This window comes from Microbacterium xylanilyticum, assembly GCF_054654695.1.
The window spans coordinates 1,268,150-1,283,526 of the sequence record NZ_BAAIEN010000002.1; the positions used below are offsets into that span (position 1 = coordinate 1,268,150).

General features: G+C 71.6%; 14 protein-coding genes and 1 pseudogene. 12 read left to right on the top strand and 3 right to left on the bottom strand.

Features of this window, described 5'->3' with window-relative positions:
* The first annotated feature begins 14 nt into the window (after nucleotides 1-14).
* Nucleotides 15-1,100: a 1-deoxy-D-xylulose-5-phosphate reductoisomerase gene (dxr, locus tag ACYQ1L_RS06525; RefSeq protein WP_460003422.1), complete on the top strand. Its 1,086-nt coding sequence runs from the start codon at nucleotides 15-17 to the stop codon at nucleotides 1,098-1,100.
* A gap of 71 nt (nucleotides 1,101-1,171) precedes the next feature.
* A complete protein-coding gene (locus ACYQ1L_RS06530; protein ID WP_460003423.1) occupies nucleotides 1,172-2,500 on the top strand; it encodes a M50 family metallopeptidase in 1,329 nt (442 codons plus the stop codon).
* 46 nt (nucleotides 2,501-2,546) lie between these two features.
* Here ACYQ1L_RS06530 and ACYQ1L_RS06535 read toward each other — a convergent pair whose 3' ends face one another.
* On the bottom strand, nucleotides 2,547-4,451 hold the full coding sequence (locus ACYQ1L_RS06535; RefSeq protein WP_460003424.1) for a chorismate-binding protein: 1,905 nt from the start codon (nucleotides 4,449-4,451) through the stop codon (nucleotides 2,547-2,549).
* A gap of 244 nt (nucleotides 4,452-4,695) precedes the next feature.
* Here ACYQ1L_RS06535 and ispG point away from each other — a divergent pair, with 244 nt between their 5' ends.
* From ispG to ACYQ1L_RS06550, 3 genes are read left to right on the top strand one after another with little or no spacing between them, the layout of a single operon-like run.
* Nucleotides 4,696-5,847: a flavodoxin-dependent (E)-4-hydroxy-3-methylbut-2-enyl-diphosphate synthase gene (gene ispG / locus ACYQ1L_RS06540; protein ID WP_460003425.1), complete on the top strand. Its 1,152-nt coding sequence runs from the start codon at nucleotides 4,696-4,698 to the stop codon at nucleotides 5,845-5,847.
* Nucleotides 5,844-6,716 carry an alanyl-tRNA editing protein gene (locus ACYQ1L_RS06545; RefSeq protein WP_460003426.1) on the top strand — a complete coding sequence of 291 codons (873 nt, stop codon included), beginning with the start codon at nucleotides 5,844-5,846 and terminating at the stop codon, nucleotides 6,714-6,716. The genes ispG and ACYQ1L_RS06545 overlap by 4 nt, the downstream gene beginning before the upstream one ends.
* A 40-nt stretch (nucleotides 6,717-6,756) precedes the next feature.
* Nucleotides 6,757-7,215: a GNAT family N-acetyltransferase gene (locus ACYQ1L_RS06550; protein WP_460005770.1), complete on the top strand. Its 459-nt coding sequence runs from the start codon at nucleotides 6,757-6,759 to the stop codon at nucleotides 7,213-7,215.
* Between the two features lie 56 nt (nucleotides 7,216-7,271).
* Here the strand turns inward: ACYQ1L_RS06550 and ACYQ1L_RS06555 are convergent, their stop codons facing one another.
* Nucleotides 7,272-8,690 (bottom strand): RNB domain-containing ribonuclease, encoded by a 1,419-nt coding sequence (locus ACYQ1L_RS06555; RefSeq protein WP_460003427.1) that lies wholly within the window; start codon nucleotides 8,688-8,690, stop codon nucleotides 7,272-7,274.
* Nucleotides 8,691-8,739: 49 nt separating this feature from the next.
* Here ACYQ1L_RS06555 and ACYQ1L_RS06560 point away from each other — a divergent pair, with 49 nt between their 5' ends.
* From ACYQ1L_RS06560 to ACYQ1L_RS06580, 5 genes are all read left to right on the top strand, one after another.
* Nucleotides 8,740-9,513, top strand: coding sequence for an isocitrate lyase/PEP mutase family protein (locus ACYQ1L_RS06560; RefSeq protein ID WP_460003428.1), 774 nt, complete (start codon nucleotides 8,740-8,742; stop codon nucleotides 9,511-9,513).
* Between the two features lie 74 nt (nucleotides 9,514-9,587).
* On the top strand, nucleotides 9,588-11,345 hold the full coding sequence (locus ACYQ1L_RS06565) for a proline--tRNA ligase (protein WP_460003429.1): 1,758 nt from the start codon (nucleotides 9,588-9,590) through the stop codon (nucleotides 11,343-11,345).
* Nucleotides 11,346-11,381: 36 nt separating this feature from the next.
* Nucleotides 11,382-11,993, top strand: a complete 612-nt coding sequence (locus tag ACYQ1L_RS06570) for a pyridoxine/pyridoxamine 5'-phosphate oxidase (protein ID WP_460003430.1) — start codon at nucleotides 11,382-11,384, stop codon at nucleotides 11,991-11,993.
* Nucleotides 11,990-12,430: a cupin domain-containing protein gene (locus tag ACYQ1L_RS06575; RefSeq protein ID WP_460003431.1), complete on the top strand. Its 441-nt coding sequence runs from the start codon at nucleotides 11,990-11,992 to the stop codon at nucleotides 12,428-12,430. Before ACYQ1L_RS06570 ends, ACYQ1L_RS06575 begins: the two co-directional genes overlap by 4 nt.
* A gap of 75 nt (nucleotides 12,431-12,505) precedes the next feature.
* Nucleotides 12,506-13,546 (top strand): LOG family protein, encoded by a 1,041-nt coding sequence (locus ACYQ1L_RS06580; RefSeq protein ID WP_460003432.1) that lies wholly within the window; start codon nucleotides 12,506-12,508, stop codon nucleotides 13,544-13,546.
* A 140-nt stretch (nucleotides 13,547-13,686) separates the two neighbouring features.
* On the opposite strand, the pseudogene ACYQ1L_RS06585 reads toward ACYQ1L_RS06580, so the two are convergent.
* Nucleotides 13,687-13,959, bottom strand: a pseudogene (locus ACYQ1L_RS06585) (nucleotide disphospho-sugar-binding domain-containing protein); the annotation flags it as partial.
* A 65-nt stretch (nucleotides 13,960-14,024) separates the two neighbouring features.
* Between ACYQ1L_RS06585 and nusA the strand changes: the two are divergent.
* Together nusA and ACYQ1L_RS06595 are read left to right on the top strand one after the other, a co-directional pair.
* Nucleotides 14,025-15,011, top strand: coding sequence for a transcription termination factor NusA (gene nusA / locus ACYQ1L_RS06590; RefSeq protein WP_460003433.1), 987 nt, complete (start codon nucleotides 14,025-14,027; stop codon nucleotides 15,009-15,011).
* Between the two features lie 63 nt (nucleotides 15,012-15,074).
* Nucleotides 15,075-15,365, top strand: coding sequence for a YlxR family protein (locus tag ACYQ1L_RS06595; RefSeq protein WP_460003434.1), 291 nt, complete (start codon nucleotides 15,075-15,077; stop codon nucleotides 15,363-15,365).
* The last annotated feature ends 12 nt before the right edge of the window (nucleotides 15,366-15,377 follow it).

Consider the following 15,377-nt stretch of genomic DNA (forward strand, 5'->3'; position numbering starts at 1 on the left):
CGTAGGCTGAGGCCATGCGTCGCGTCCTCATCCTCGGCTCCACCGGCTCGATCGGCACCCAGGCCCTCGACGTCATCCGGGCGAACCCCGATCGGTTCGAGCTGGTCGGGCTCGCCGCCGGCACGCAGGCCCAGCTGCTGGCGCAGCAGGCGGAGGAGTTCGGCGTCGACGACACCGCGCTGGGCGCAGCCGAGGCGGAACAGCTCGTCCGCGACGTCGACGCGGACGTGGTGCTGAATGCGATCACCGGATCCATCGGCCTCGGCTCCACGCTCGCCGCGCTCAAGGCAGGACGCACGCTGGCCCTCGCCAACAAGGAGTCGCTGATCGTCGGCGGCGCCCTCGTCACGGCCCTCGCCGCGCCGGGGCAGATCGTCCCCGTCGACTCCGAGCACTCGGCGCTGGCGCAGGCGCTGCGCTCCGGTGCGAAGCCGGAGGTGCGCCGCCTCGTCGTCACCGCGTCGGGCGGCCCGTTCCGCGGCCGCTCGCGCGAGGAGATGGCGGCGGTCACCCCCGCGGAGGCGCTCGCGCACCCGACCTGGGACATGGGCCGCATGGTGACGACGAACTCCGCGACACTCGTGAACAAGGGCCTCGAGGTCATCGAGGCGCACCTGCTGTTCGACGTCGACTACGAGCGCATCGACGTGGTGGTGCATCCGCAGTCGATCGTGCACTCCATGGTCGAGTTCGTGGACGGATCCACGATCGCGCAGGCCTCCCCGCCCGACATGCGCCTGCCCATCTCGCTAGGGCTGGACTGGCCGCACCGGGTCGGCGGCGTCGGCCGGCCGCTGGACTGGACGAAGGCGGCGAACTGGACGTTCGAGCCGCTCGACGCGGTCGCGTTCCCGTCGGTCGCGCTGGCCAAGCAGGTCGGACGCGCCGGTCGCACGTTCCCGGCGGTCTACAACGCCGCGAACGAGCAGGCGGTGGACGCGTTCCACGAGGGGCGTCTGCCGTTCCTCGGCATCGTCGACACCATCGCGCGCGTGGTCGACGCCCACGAGCCGCCGGACGAGCTCACGGTCGAGACGCTGGCCGACGCCGAGGCCTGGGCGCGGGCGACCGCCGACCGCCTGATCGCCGCGTCGTCCTGACGCGCGCGGACCGGGCGCGCGCACAGCCCCGGCACGGCCGTTTCCTAGCCCGGCACCGGTAGCGTGGCGGGGTGGAGATCCTGCTATACGTCGGCGGCCTGCTGTTCGTCCTGGTCGGGCTCGGCGTCTCGATCGCCCTGCACGAGCTCGGGCACCTGGTGCCGGCCAAGCTGTTCGGCGTGCACGTCGGCCAGTACATGATCGGGTTCGGGCCGCGGCTGTTCTCGAAGCGGATCGGCGAGACCGAGTACGGCGTGAAGGCCCTGCCGATCGGCGGGTTCATCTCCATGTCCGGCATGTACCCGCCGTCACCCGGCGAGCCGGAGGACGCGGCGCAGAGCCGCTCCCGCGGCGCGTTCCGCAGCCTGATCCAGGACGCCAGGGCGGCCAACGACGAGACCATCGAGCCCGAGCGCGCGAACCGGGTCTTCTACCTGCTCCCGGTGTGGAAGCGCGTGATCGTCATGTTCGGCGGCCCGTTCATGAACCTCGTCCTCGCGATCGTCGTGTTCACCGTGCTGCTCAGCGGCATCGGGGTGCAGCAGGGCACCACCACGGTCGCCTCGCTGTCCGAGTGCGTGCTCCCCGCCGGATCGACGCAGACGTCCTGCACCTCGGCGGATCCGGTCGCGCCCGCCGCTGAGGCGGGGGTCAAGCCGGGGGACAGGATCATCTCGGTCGACGGCACCTCCGTGTCCACGTTCGCCGAGGCGAGCGCGATCATCCAGGCGTCGCCCGGGAAGACCATCCCGCTCGTCGTGGAGCGCGACGGCGCCGACGTCACGCTGCGGCTGACCCCGGTGGCCGCCCAGCGGCAGCAGGTCGACGGCAGCGGCCGTCCGGTCGTCGACGACAAGGGCCATCCCGTCGTGCACACGGTCGGATACGCCGGCGTCTACGCCCAGCTCGCCTACGTGCGGCAGCCGCTGAGCGCGGGCTTCGAGCAGGCGATGGCGAACGCCGGATCCGTGGTGCAGCTGATCGGCACCCTGCCCGTGCGGCTGTGGGACGTCGGCGTCTCGCTGGTGACGGGCACCCCGCGGGATCCGAACGGGCCGCTGAGCGTGATCGGCGTGGGCCGCATCGCCGGCGAGGTGGCAGCGGCGGACGCGCCCCTGCTGAACCGCTTCGCCGTGCTGCTGAGCCTGATGGGTTCGCTGAACATCGCCCTGTTCGTGTTCAACCTGATCCCGCTGCTGCCGCTGGACGGCGGTCACATCGTGGTGGCGCTGTGGGACGGTCTCAAGCGCGCATGGGCGAAGCTGTTCCGCCGTCCGCCGCCGGCTCCCGTCGACGCCACGCGGCTGGTGCCGCTGACCATCGTCGTCGCGGGCCTGCTCATCGCGATGGGTGCGCTGCTGCTGGTCGCCGACCTGTTCCGGCCGGTGTCGATCGGCTGACGCAGCCGTGCCGCCGCTGGCCGATCAGGCGCCGGGCGGGGTCGGCTCAGCGCCCCTCGAGTGCGTGGCCGACCAGGCGCTGCAGCGTCGTCATGCCGTCGCGGGAGAGGATCGACTCCAGGTGGCCCTGCACCGAGGCGAACCCCGGGCCGCGCAGCGCATAGACGTCGCCGGAGTCCGGATCCGCGGACACCTCGGCGACGCCGACCCTGCTCGTCCCGGGTGCGACGCGCGCGGTGAACGTGTTGTAGAAGCCGATGGACGCGTCCTCGCCGAACACCGGCACGGACTTCTGCAGCCCCTGATGCGGGCTCGCCAGCGGTGCCAGCTCGATCCCGAGCGAGTCCGCGAGGATCTGGTGGCTCAGGCACACCGCCAGCAGCGGACGGCCGCTCTCCCTGCGGCGCGCGACCAGCTCCCGCATCCGGGAGATGCGCGCGGAGGAGCCGTCCCGCGGGTCGCCCGGGCCGGGCCCCGCGACGAGCAGATCCGCCGCGTCGATGTCCGCGTCGTCGGCCTCCGCCCACGGCTGGATGCGCACGTCCAGGCCGAGGTGGCGCAGCTGGTGGGCGAGCATCGTGGTGAAGCGGTCCTCGGCGTCCACCACGACCGCCGTGCGGCCGGCGAAGGGTGCGGCCGCCGCGGCGCCGGCGCCGCCGTCCTGCGGGTTGATCCAGAACTCGGCCAGGCGTGCGTTCCGGGACGCGAGCAGCGCCTGGATCCCCGGATCTTCGGCGGGCGTGGAGCCCGAGCCGGGAGCGTCGGGATCCTCCCGGGACTCGGCCACCGTGTCGCGCGCCACGGCGCCGATCGCGCCCAGCACACCGGCGGCCTTGCCGTGCGTCTCGCCGACCTCGCCGGCCGGATCGGAGTGCCGCACGAGCGTCGCGCCGACCGGCACGCTCAGCTCGCCGTCCTTCAGGTACACGGTGCGGATGAGGATCGGAGCGTCCAGGTCGTGGCCGCCCGCGTCGTTCGGGGTGAACAGCGCCGCCACCCCGGAGTAGTAGCCGCGGGGCTTGCGCTCGTGCCGGCGGATCACCGTGCACGCGTTCTGCATCGGCGAGCCGGTGACGGTCGGCGCGAACATGGTCTCGCGGAGGATGTCGCGGGGATCGAGCCGGCTGCTGCCGCGGAGCATGTACTCGGTGTGCGTGAGACGCGACATCTGCTTCAGGTGCGGGCCGGTGATGCGGCCGCCGTCGGAGCACACGGCGCTCATCATCTTGAGCTCCTCGTCCACCACCATGAACAGCTCCTCGGTCTCCTTCGCGGAGGAGAGGAACTCGCCGAGCGCGGCGGTCGTCGACCCTCCGGCCGGGTGGCGGAACGTGCCGGAGATCGGATTCATGGTGACCACGCCGCCCTGTGCGACGACGTGCGCCTCGGGGCTCGCGCCGACCGCCACCACACCGGGCGTGACCACGGCGAACGTCCAGTAGGCGCCGCGCTCGTGCTCCAGCAGCGCCCGGAACCAGGTGAGCGCCGCGGTGCGCTCCGCCTCCGGGGTCCGCGCGTCGATGCGTGCGGTGTAATCGCGGCGGATCACGAAGTTCGCGCCCTCGCCGCGTCCGATCTCGTCGGCGATCACGCGCTCGACGATCGCGGCGTATTCGTCGTCGCTGAGGTCGAAGCCGCCGTCGCGCAGGGGGAGCGGCTCCGCGGGAAGGGCCGCGACCACCTCCTCCGCGGGCAGGCGCAGATGCTCCTCGACGAGCAGGCAGCGCAGAGGTGCGCCGTCGTCCTGCGCCTCGAAACCGCGCTCGCGCACCTGGCGATAGGGGACGAGTGCGAACACCTCGCGGCGCTCGCCGCCCGCGCCGAGGGGGATGTCGGCCAGATCGGCGACATCGACGATGTCGCCGGTGAGCAGCTCGACGCTGTCCGAGCCCTCGCGGGCGAGCAGCACGAACGGTGCCTCGAGGGTATGGATCCGGTCGGCGGTGGTCATCAAAAGGGCTCCTGAGCAAGGGGATCCGACGCGGCAGAAACGACAAGACCGCCCCGGAAGGCGGTCTGGATCGTGGTACGCGAACTCACCGCCTAGGAGGCGGGCCACCAAGAGCGGTTCGCGGACATGCGCCGAAACTATCACAACGGCGCCCTCCCGTCGCCCGTCGTGACGGCCCGGGACACGGCTCCCGCTCAGGCGGCGCGCGGATCCCATCCAGCCGCGCACCGGTAACCTGGATGTCGTGCCAGCTGTGAACCTGGGGATGCCCCGGATCCCCGATGTCCTCGCCCCGCGACGCAAGAGCCGCCAGATCAAGGTCGGCAAGGTGCTCGTCGGCGGCGACGCCCCCGTCAGCGTCCAGTCGATGACCACGACGAAGACCACCGACATCAACGGGACGCTGCAGCAGATCGCCGAGCTGACCGCGTCCGGCTGCGAGATCGTGCGCGTCGCGGTGCCGTCGCAGGATGACGCCGACGTGCTGCACATCATCGCGAAGAAGAGCCAGATCCCGGTGATCGCCGACATCCACTTCCAGCCGAAGTACGTGTTCCAGGCGATCGACGCGGGCTGCGGCGCGGTGCGCGTCAACCCGGGCAACATCCGCAAGTTCGACGACCAGGTCGGCGCGATCGCGAAGGCCGCGAAGGACGCCGGCGTCTCGCTGCGCATCGGCGTGAATGCCGGATCCCTCGACCGGCGTCTGCTGGAGAAGTACGGCAAGGCGACCCCGGAGGCGCTCGTCGAGAGCGCCGTGTGGGAGGCGTCCCTGTTCGAGGAGCACGACTTCCACGACTTCAAGATCTCCGTCAAGCACAACGACCCCGTCGTGATGGTCAAGGCCTACCGCCTGCTGGCAGAGCGTGGCGACTGGCCGCTGCACCTCGGCGTCACCGAGGCGGGCCCCGCATTCCAGGGCACGATCAAGTCCGCGACGGCGTTCGGCATCCTGCTCGGCGAGGGCATCGGCGACACCATCCGCGTCTCGCTCTCGGCCCCGCCTGCCGAGGAGGTCAAGGTCGGTCATCAGATCCTGCAGTCGCTGAACCTGCGCGAGCGCAAGCTCGAGATCGTCTCGTGCCCGTCCTGCGGGCGTGCGCAGGTCGACGTCTACACGCTCGCGGAGAACGTGACCGAGGGCCTCAAGGACATGACCGTGCCGCTGCGCGTCGCCGTCATGGGCTGCGTCGTGAACGGGCCGGGTGAGGCACGCGAGGCCGACCTCGGCGTCGCGAGCGGCAACGGCAAGGGTCAGATCTTCGTCAAGGGCGAGGTGATCAAGACGGTGCCCGAGGAGGACATCGTCGCGACCCTCATCGAGGAGGCGAACCGCATCGCCGACGAGATGGGCCCGAACGCCCCGCTGGGCACCGCACAGGTCGTCACGTCGTGACCGGCGCCACGATCGTCACGTTCCCCTCGGGATCCGTCGTCGAGTCCGCGCACGTGATCGGCGTGCACCCCGAAGACGGCGGGGCCGTCGTCGTCCTGGACCGCACGCCGTTCCACCCCGTCGACCACACCTGGCCGGACCAGCCGGGCGACCGCGGCGCGCTGCGCGCCGATGACGTCGAGGTCGCCGTGACGGAGGCCGTGATGGCCGCCGTCAGCGACGAGGGCGAGATCGCGATCGGCGCCGCCATCCCCGTCAAGCGCGGCGCGGAGGGCTGGACCTGGCTGGTCGGGCACCGGGTGGAAGCCGTCCCGGCCGCGCTCGCCCCGGGGGCCGCGATCGAGGCGACCGTCGACCCCGCGTACCGGACGGGCCTGAGCCGCGGGCACTCCGCCTGCCACCTCGCCTCGCTGGCTCTCGACCTCGCGGTCGCGGACCTGTGGCGCAAGGATCCCGGATCCGATGCGCTCGGAAGCCCCGACTTCGAGGGCAGGGCGAACCAGACCAGCTTCATCCACCCCGACGGATCGGTCGACGAGTACCGCCTCGGCAAGAGCCTGCGCAAGGCGGGCTTCGACACCGAGGGGTTCGCCGCATCGCTCGCCGAGCGCGAGCAGCGCATCATCGCGCAACTGGATGCGTGGCTCGCGTCGGCGGCCGCCAGCAGGATCGAGGTCGACGGCGACACGATCGTCGATCGCCGCCGCTGGGTCTGCGAGTTGCCGGAGGGCACCGCCTCGATCCTCTGCGGCGGAACGCACGTCGCATCACTCGCGGAGTTCGCCTCCATCCGGGTGTCTCTGGACCTGTCGGATCCGCAGCTCCTGGTGATGACCACCACGGCCGTTCCCGCGGGCTCTCCTTCCTGAGCCGCTGAGCCGGAGCGCGATCGTGGCGGGCGAGGAGTCGATCGACATCAGGATCGGCGCGGTCGATCATGCGACGATCGCGGCCCGGCTGCAGATCGACTTCGGCGACGAGTTCGGCGACCCGTCGCCGCCGCTCCCGGTGCTGGAGCGGCGCTTCCGCGCTCTGCTGGCCGACCCGGCCGCCTTCGTGCTGTTCGCGGGCGACCCCACGGATCCGGTCGGATACGCCGTGGTGACCCTGCGCCCCACGATCTACTGCGACGGACCGCTCGCGGTGCTGGATGAGCTCTACGTGATCCCGGATCTGCGCGGCGGCGGCATCGGCACGCAGCTGCTGCGACGCGCGATCGAGGAGGTCCGTGCCCGCGGCGGAGGGGAGATGCACATCAACGTCGACGAGATCGACACCGACGCGCGCCGCTTCTACGAGCGGCACGGCTTCGTGAACGTGGAGCCGGGCAGGGACTACCGCATGCTCTGCTACATCCGCGAGCTCTGACAGGGCAAGGCGGGGCGTGACCGCGGATCCGCGTGGTGCGGGGGTCAGCGGCCTCCTCAGGCGACCGTGAAGGAGACCTGCCCCTTGGCGATGTCCGCCGCGGTGAGTGTGACCCGGACCGACGCTCCCGGCGCGATCTGGGCCGGCAGCGCCAGGGAGGCCGTCACCGGCGGATCCTCGATCTGCACCGTTCCGTGCTCGCTGTTGCGCCGGATCACCACCGCGTCGAACGTTTCGCCGACGCGGGGCGCCAGGAGCGCCGCCTCGACAAGGTCGAGGGTGCGCGAGTTCAGGGTCGACGACCGCTGCGCCGAGGCCCGCATGAGGTCGGGCACGAGCGGCAGGCTCTCGCGCGCCCACGCCGGGACCTCCTCGCCTCGGCTCACCGCGAGCGCGACGGTCAGCGACCACCGGTCCACGAGGCGCCGCAGGGGAGCGGTGGCATGCGCGTACGGCGCGGCGATCGCCGCCTGGGTCGTGTCCGCGGGGACGGAGCCGTCGAACGCGACGTACCCGGCGCCGCGGAACAGCGCGGATGCCGCCTCCAGGATCGGCAGCGTGCGGAGATCCGTCTTGTCCAGGGTGCGGAGGTAGTCGCCGTACCGCCCGGTGGTCCACGGCACCCCGAGCGCTTCGGTCTGCCGGCGGAACGTCTGGAACGCCGCATCGTCGGGCTGCGGCATCGTGCGCAGGATCCCGATCCGCGCCTGCAGCATGAGCTGCGCCGCGGCCATGCCGGTCATCAGGGAGAGCTGCGCGTTCCAGTCCTCCACGGGCAGCGGCGTGCGGCGCTCGATCGCGTAGGTGCCGTCGTCGCGCCGCACCACCTCGTCGTCGGGCAGGTTCAGGCTGGCGCCTCCGCGCTGCGCCTCCTGCTCCAGGCGCAGCCGCCCGATCTCCGGCAGGAGCGTCGCGGGCGAGTCGTGCCCGGCGTCGAGGTCGGCCTGCACCGAGACGTAGTCGAGCTTCGCGCGCGACCGGATCAGAGCCCGTTCGAGCCGGGTGTCGGTGACGGATCCGGCGGCGTCGAGGGCGAACGTCCAGACGAGGGCGGGACGGTCCTGGTCGGGCAGCAGGGAGGCGTGATCCTCGCTCAGGATCGGCGGGTGCAGGGGGATCGTCCCGTCCGCGGCGTAGAGGGTCTCGCCGCGCGCGCGGGCTGCGGCGTCGAGAGCGCCACCGGGTGCGACGAACGCGGGGACGTCGGCGATCGCGTACCGCACCGTGTAACCGGATCCGCTCCGTTCCAGGTGGAACGCCTGGTCGAGATCCATGGATCCGGCCGGATCCAGCGTCGCGAAGGGGACGTCGCGCAGGTCCAGGTCGGGCGTCGCGGGTGCGGCGGCGGCGGCCTCGGCGAGCGCTTCCGCCGAGAAATCGGTCGGGGCGTCGAGCTCGGTGCGCAGGGCGGCGAGTGCCGTGGCGAGCTCGGACTGCGCGGCGGACGGGGCGACGTGCGATCGGCGCTGAGGCATGGCTTCAGCCTAAGCGCCGGGCGTCCCCGCGGGCCGTTAGCGTGGTCTCATGACCACCACTGCCGACAAGGCCCGCACCCTCGCCGCGCTCTACGCGGCACCCGAGATCCTCCGCGTCGTGAACGTGTGGGACGTCGTCTCCGCGCGGGCGGTCGCCGCCCTGCCGGAGACCACGGCCATCGCGACGGCAGGCCATTCCATCGCGTCCTCGTTCGGCTACCCCGACGGCGGGATCCCGCGCGAGCTCATGCTCGACATGGTGGGGCGCATCGCCGCCGCGGTCGAGCTGCCGGTGACCGCCGATCTCGACGACGGCTACGGCGACCCGGGCGAGACCGTGCGCCGTGCCATCGGCGCGGGTGCTGTGGGGGCGAACGTGGAGGACCGGCTGCGCCCCCTCGCCGAGGCGGCGGCGGACGTCGAGGCGATGATCCGGGCAGGGGAGGCGGAGGGCGTGCCGTTCGTGTTGAACGCGCGCACCGACGCGTTCGTGCGCGGCGGCGGCCGTCCGGTCGAGGAGTCCGTGGCCGACGCCGTCGCGCGGGGCAGGGCGTTCCTCGACGCAGGAGCGACGTGCGTGTTCGTGCCGGGCATCCTCGACGCCGACACGACCCGCGTCCTCGTCGAAGGGATCGGCCGGGGCAAGGTCAGCGTGATCGGCCTTCCCGGCGCGCTCACCTCGACGGAGTACGAGGCCCTCGGCGTCGCCCGCATCTCCTACGGACCGCTCCCGCAGCGGGTCGCCCTCACCGCGCTGCAGGACGCCGCGGCCGGCATCTACGCCGGCGGGATCATCCCGTCAGGCACCCGCGCCCTCAACTGAGAGCGCGTGCTGCTGCCCCGGCCGCCTCGTGCAACGCGCACGGGGCGGCCGGGGCGCCTCACTAGACTTGTGGCGTGGTGACTCGTCTCTCGAACTTCTTCCTCCGTACGCTCCGCGAAGACCCGGCCGGCGCCGAGGTCGCGAGCCACAAGCTCCTGATCCGTGCCGGGTACATCCGACCGCAGGCGGCGGGCATCTTCGCGTGGCTGCCGCTGGGGCTGCGCGTGAAGGCGAAGATCGAGGCCGTCATCCGTGAGGAGATGGCCGCGGCCGGTGCGCAGGAGGTGCACTTCCCGGCGCTCATGCCGCGCGAGGCATACGAGGCGACCGGGCGCTGGGAGGAGTACGGCGACCTGCTGTTCCGCCTGCAGGATCGCAAGGGTGGCGACTACCTGCTCGCGCCCACGCACGAGGAGGCGTTCACGCTCCTCGTCAAGGATCTCTACTCGTCGTACAAGGACCTGCCGCTGACGATCTACCAGATCCAGGACAAGTACCGCGACGAGGCCCGGCCCCGCGCCGGTCTCCTGCGCGGCCGCGAGTTCACGATGAAGGACGCCTACTCTTTCGACGCCTCCGACGCGGGCCTCGAGGCCAGCTACCAGGCGCAGCGCGACGCCTACGAGCGCATCTTCCAGCGTCTCGGCCTCGAGTACGTCATCGTCCAGGCCGACGCCGGCGCGATGGGCGGCTCCCGCAGCGAGGAGTTCCTGCACCCGACGCCCGTCGGCGAGGACACCTTCGTGCGGTCGGAGGGCGGCTACGCGGCGAATGTCGAGGCGTTCTCCACAGTCGCGCCCGACCCGGTGCCCTACGACGCCGACGGTGCTCCGGTGGTCTTCGACTCCCCGAACACGCCCACGATCGAGACGCTCGTCGCGCACTGCAACACGAACCTGGACGGCGAGTACACCGCCGCTGACACCCTGAAGAACGTGGTGCTGGCGCTGACCCATCTCGACGGCACCCGCGAGCTCGTCGTCGTCGGCATCCCGGGCGACCGCGAGGTCGACGAGAAGCGCGCCGAGGTCGCCTTCGCGCCCGCCGAGGTCGAGCCGGCGACCGCGGACGACTTCGAGAACAACCCGCTGCTCGTGAAGGGCTACATCGGGCCCTGGTCGCCGACCGGCGCGATCCTCGGCGAGGAGTCCGCGACCGGCATCCGCTATCTCGTCGATCCCCGGGTCGTCGAGGGCACCAGCTGGATCACGGGCGCCAACATCGACCAGAAGCACGCGCACTCCGTGGTCGCCGGGCGCGACTTCGCCGCGGACGGCGTCGTGGAGATCGCCGATGTGCGCGAGGGCGACCCCGCACCCGACGGATCCGGTCCAGTGCATCTCGCGCGCGGCATGGAGATCGGTCACGTGTTCCAGCTGGGCCGCAAGTACGCGGAGGCGCTGGGCCTCAAGGTCCTCGACGAGAACGGCAAGCTGGTCACGGTCACCATGGGCTCGTACGGCATCGGCGTGACCCGGATCCTGGCGATCATCGCCGAGCTCAACAACGACGACAAGGGCCTGATCTGGCCGGCGTCGGTCGCGCCGTTCGACGTGCACGTGGTCGCTGCCGGCCGGGACCAGGTCGCCTTCGACGTGGCCGAGGACGTCGCCGCGCAGCTCGAGTCCGCGGGGCTCGACGTGCTCTACGACGACCGCCCCAAGGTCTCCCCGGGCGTGAAGTTCGGAGACGCCGAGCTTGTGGGCGTGCCGCGGGTCGTCGTCGTCGGGCGCGGCGCGGCCGACGGCCAGGTCGAGCTCTGGGACCGCCGCACGGGGGAGCGCGACACGGTCGCGATCGCCGAGGCGCTGCGGCAGCTCACCGCGCGCTGACCCGTCGAGCCGGCTCTGCACGGCAGGATGGGGAGCATGGACACCACGCCTGCCGCCTGGCTCAGGGCACGTCCCTCGCTCACCGGATCCGCTCCGCCCCTGCACCCCGCGTCTGTGACCGGCGATCCGGTCGCCCTGTTCCTGAACTGGATCGCGACAGCGGCCGAAGCGGGGGTGGCCGAGCCGCACGCGGCGACGCTGGCGACGGTCGATGCGGACGGCGTGCCGGACGCGCGAACCCTCATCCTCAAGGACGTCGGCGAGCGCGGCTGGGCGTTCGCGGGCTCCCGCTCGTCCGCCAAGGGTCGCCAGCTCGCGACGAACCCGGCAGCGGCCCTGAACTTCTGGTGGCAGCCGGTGCTGCGCGCCGTGCGGGTGCGCGGTCCGGTGCAGGAGGCGACGGCCGAGGAGAGCGCCGCGGATCTCGCGGCCCGCTCGGCCCAGGCACGTGCCGGAGTCGCAGAGGGGGACTGGGTGCTGTGGCGGATCGTGCCGACTCGCATCGAGTTCTGGCAGGGCGCGCGGGACCGCCGGCACACGCGCATCGTCTATGTGCGGGACGGCGACGCCTGGTCGCACACGTGGCGGGCGGGTGGGGGCGCAGGGCCCCGCACTGACGAGAGCACGGACGAGAGGGAGGACGCATGACCGACTACGAGGTCATCGAGATCGGCGCGCCGGAGCAGTGGCGCGCGCACTACGGCGGTTTCGACCCGTCGCGCTCGCGCGACGGGCGTCGCGTCGTCGACCACGAGCTGTCGATGCAGTACATCGGGATGACGGCGAACGCGCTCGAGCCGGGGGAGGAGGCAGGCTACTGGCACACCCACTCCCGCATCGAGGAGCTCTACGTCTTCCTCGCCGGGCGGGGTCAGATGGGCGTCGGCGACGACGTCGTCGAGGTCGGCCCCGGCACGGTCGTGCGCGTCGGGCAGGATCTGCCGCGCACCTGGCGCGCCCGCCCCGACAGCCCCGGCGAGCTGCGCTGGCTCTGCATCCGCGCCGGCGGCGAGGCGCTGCCGCACCTTCCCGACGACAGCGCGCGCCTGACGGAGCGACCGATGCCCTGGGGATCGGCGGACTGACTCAGGCCGCTGCGCTGCGCTGCGCCTGCCGCGCGGCGGCACCCCGCGTTCGCGCGCGCGTGACACGCTGGGAGCATGACCGAAGAACTGCTGCCGCCGACCCTGCGCGCCGAGATCAACGCCGTGCTCGACGACGCCGGGGTGTACGCCGACCGGCGCCTCGTGCTGCGGATGTTGCAGACCGCGGTGCTCCTCGGCGAGGACCGCACGGATCGGCTCGACCTGAAGATCGCCTCGGCCGCGCTCAGCGAGATGCGGGATGCGTTCCGCCTGTTCGCGCCGTTCCACGGCGTCTCCAAGGTGACGGTCTTCGGATCCGCGCGCACGCTCCAGGACGACCCCCTGTACCGGCAGGCACGCGACGTGGCCGCCGCGCTCGCCGCGGAGGGATGGATGGTCGTGACCGGCGCCGGCCCGGGGATCATGCAGGCTGCCGCCGAGGGTGCGGGACCGGAGCGCTCCCTCGGCGTCTCCATCCGCCTCCCCTTCGAGGAGAAGGCCAACACGATCGTGGCAGAGCAGGAGCACGTCGTCGCGATGAAGTACTTCTTCACGCGCAAGCTCATGCTCATGAAGGAGTCGCGCGGGTTCATCTGCCTTCCGGGCGGATTCGGCACGCTGGACGAGATGTTCGAACTGCTCACCCTGCAGCAGACCGGAAAGGCGGAGCCGATGCCGATCGTGCTCCTGGATCAGCCCGGCGGCAGGTTCTGGCACGGCCTCGAGCGTTTCGTGCAGGAGGAGCTGGCCCCCACCGGTGTGATCTCGCCGGGAGACTTCGACCGCGTGACGATCACCGATTCCGTCGCCGAGGCGGCCGCCGTCATCACCGGGTTCTGGCGCAACTACGACTCTCTGCGCTGGGTCGGCGATCTGCTGGTGATGCGCCTGCGCGCCGAGCCCACGCCCGACGAGATCGCGCAGCTGAATGCGCAGTTCGGGACTCTGCTCGCATCGGGCCGGATCGAGGCGTGCGGGCCGCAGCCCGCGGAGCTCGCAGACCAGGATGCGCTGGAGCTCCCGCGGATCTGCCTGCATCTGAACCAGCGTACGGTCGGCGGACTGTTCCGCCTCATCGGCGCGATCAACCGACTCGGGTCCGCCCCAGAGCGCTGACTCGCGGCTCCGGCAGTGCGTCGCGCAGGTCCCCGCGGCAGCGTCAGGGATCGTCCGTCACGGGACGGGGCGGCGAGAAGCCCGACCACGGCGTCGGCGGCGCGCGCCGCGCCGTCAGCACTCCGCAGACGCTCACCGATCGCCGCGGATGCAGCCGTGAACCCGGGGTCGCCCAGGCTGCGTGTCACGGCATTCGCGATGGTCGCCGGATCGGCGGTGCGGGGCAGCACGAGGCCGGCGCCGGCCTCCTGGATCGAACGCGCCACCATCGGCTGATCGAGCAGCGGGTTCATCGGCATCAGCAGCAACGGCACGCCGTGCGCGAGGGAACGGAACGCGGTGCTGAGGCCGCCGTGGCTGAGAGCCTCGCGCCCGCGCCGGTTCGTCCGCTTCGCCGGGACGGCCGCGGCCACGGTATCGTTGTACGGATGTCGTGCGTGCGGGTGCGCGCCGACGAGAGCTGAACAGGGAGGCCGTCATGGATATCGATCTCGGATTGCTGCGCACGATCGAGCGGGAGAAGGAGATCCCCTTCGACGAGCTGGTCGCGATCATCGAACAGTCCGTCCTGACCGCCTACGCCAAGCACGAGTCGAACGAGGGGTCGCTGACCGAAGGCGCCCGTGTCGAGCTCGACCGCAAGACCGGACACGTGGCAGTGCTGGTGCCTGTGCGCGACGAAGAGGGCGTCATCATCGGCGAGGAGGACTCCACGCCGGATGACTTCGGCCGGATCGCCGCCTTCGCCGCGAAGCAGGTCATCGGGCAGCGCCTGCGCGACATCGCCGACGACGCCGTGCTGGGCGAGTTCCGCGGCAAGGAGGGCGACATCGTCGCCGGCGTGATCCAGCAGGGCCCCAACCCGCGCATGATCCACGTCGACCTCGGATCCGTCGAGGCGATCCTCCCGCCCGAGGAGCAGGTGCCCGGCGAGGAGTACACCCACGGCTCTCGCATCCGCGTCTACGTGACCTCCGTGGCCAAGGGCGCCAAGGGCCCCTCGATCACGGTCTCCCGCACGCATCCCGGACTGGTCCGCAAGCTCTTCGCCCTCGAAGTGCCGGAGATCGCGGCCGGCCTGGTCGAGATCGTGGCGCTCGCGCGCGAGGCCGGACATCGCAGCAAGATCGCGGTGAAGGCGAACGACCCGTCCATCAACGCGAAGGGCGCCTGCATCGGAGAGCTCGGCCGACGCGTCCGCGCCGTCACCGAAGAGCTGGCGGGGGAGAAGATCGACATCGTCGACTACCACCAGGATCTGGCGACGTTCGTCGCGCACGCCCTGTCTCCCGCCAAGGTGACCAGCGCCTTCGTCCTCGACGCCGGGACCAAGGCCGTGCGCGCGCTCGTCCCCGACTACCAGCTGTCGCTCGCGATCGGCAAGGAGGGGCAGAACGCCCGTCTCGCCGCGAAGCTCACCGGCGCCAAGATCGACATCCAGCCGGACTCGATCCTCGAAGCGTGATCTGCCGACCCGGTGTGCGCCCGACCGGCGCTGCGCGCCGGCGCTCAGGATCCGAGGTGTAACATGGAACCTGTACGAACGTGTGTCGGTTGCCGCGCTCGTGCATCTCGTGCCTCCCTGCTCAGGGTGGTCATCCGGAACAATTCACTCGTCTTCGACGAGCGGGCTGTGATGCCGGGGCGGGGTGCGTGGGTGCATCCGACGCCGGAGTGCGTGGATACCGCTCTGCGGCGTCGCGCCTTCGCCCGTGCGCTCCGTGTGTCCACTGCCCTGGAATTCCCGGAAGCAGAGAACATGCAGACCCTCGAGAAACGGCTGAACGGCTATGGAAACAAAGTGAACGGCTCGAAATGAGACCCGTCCGCG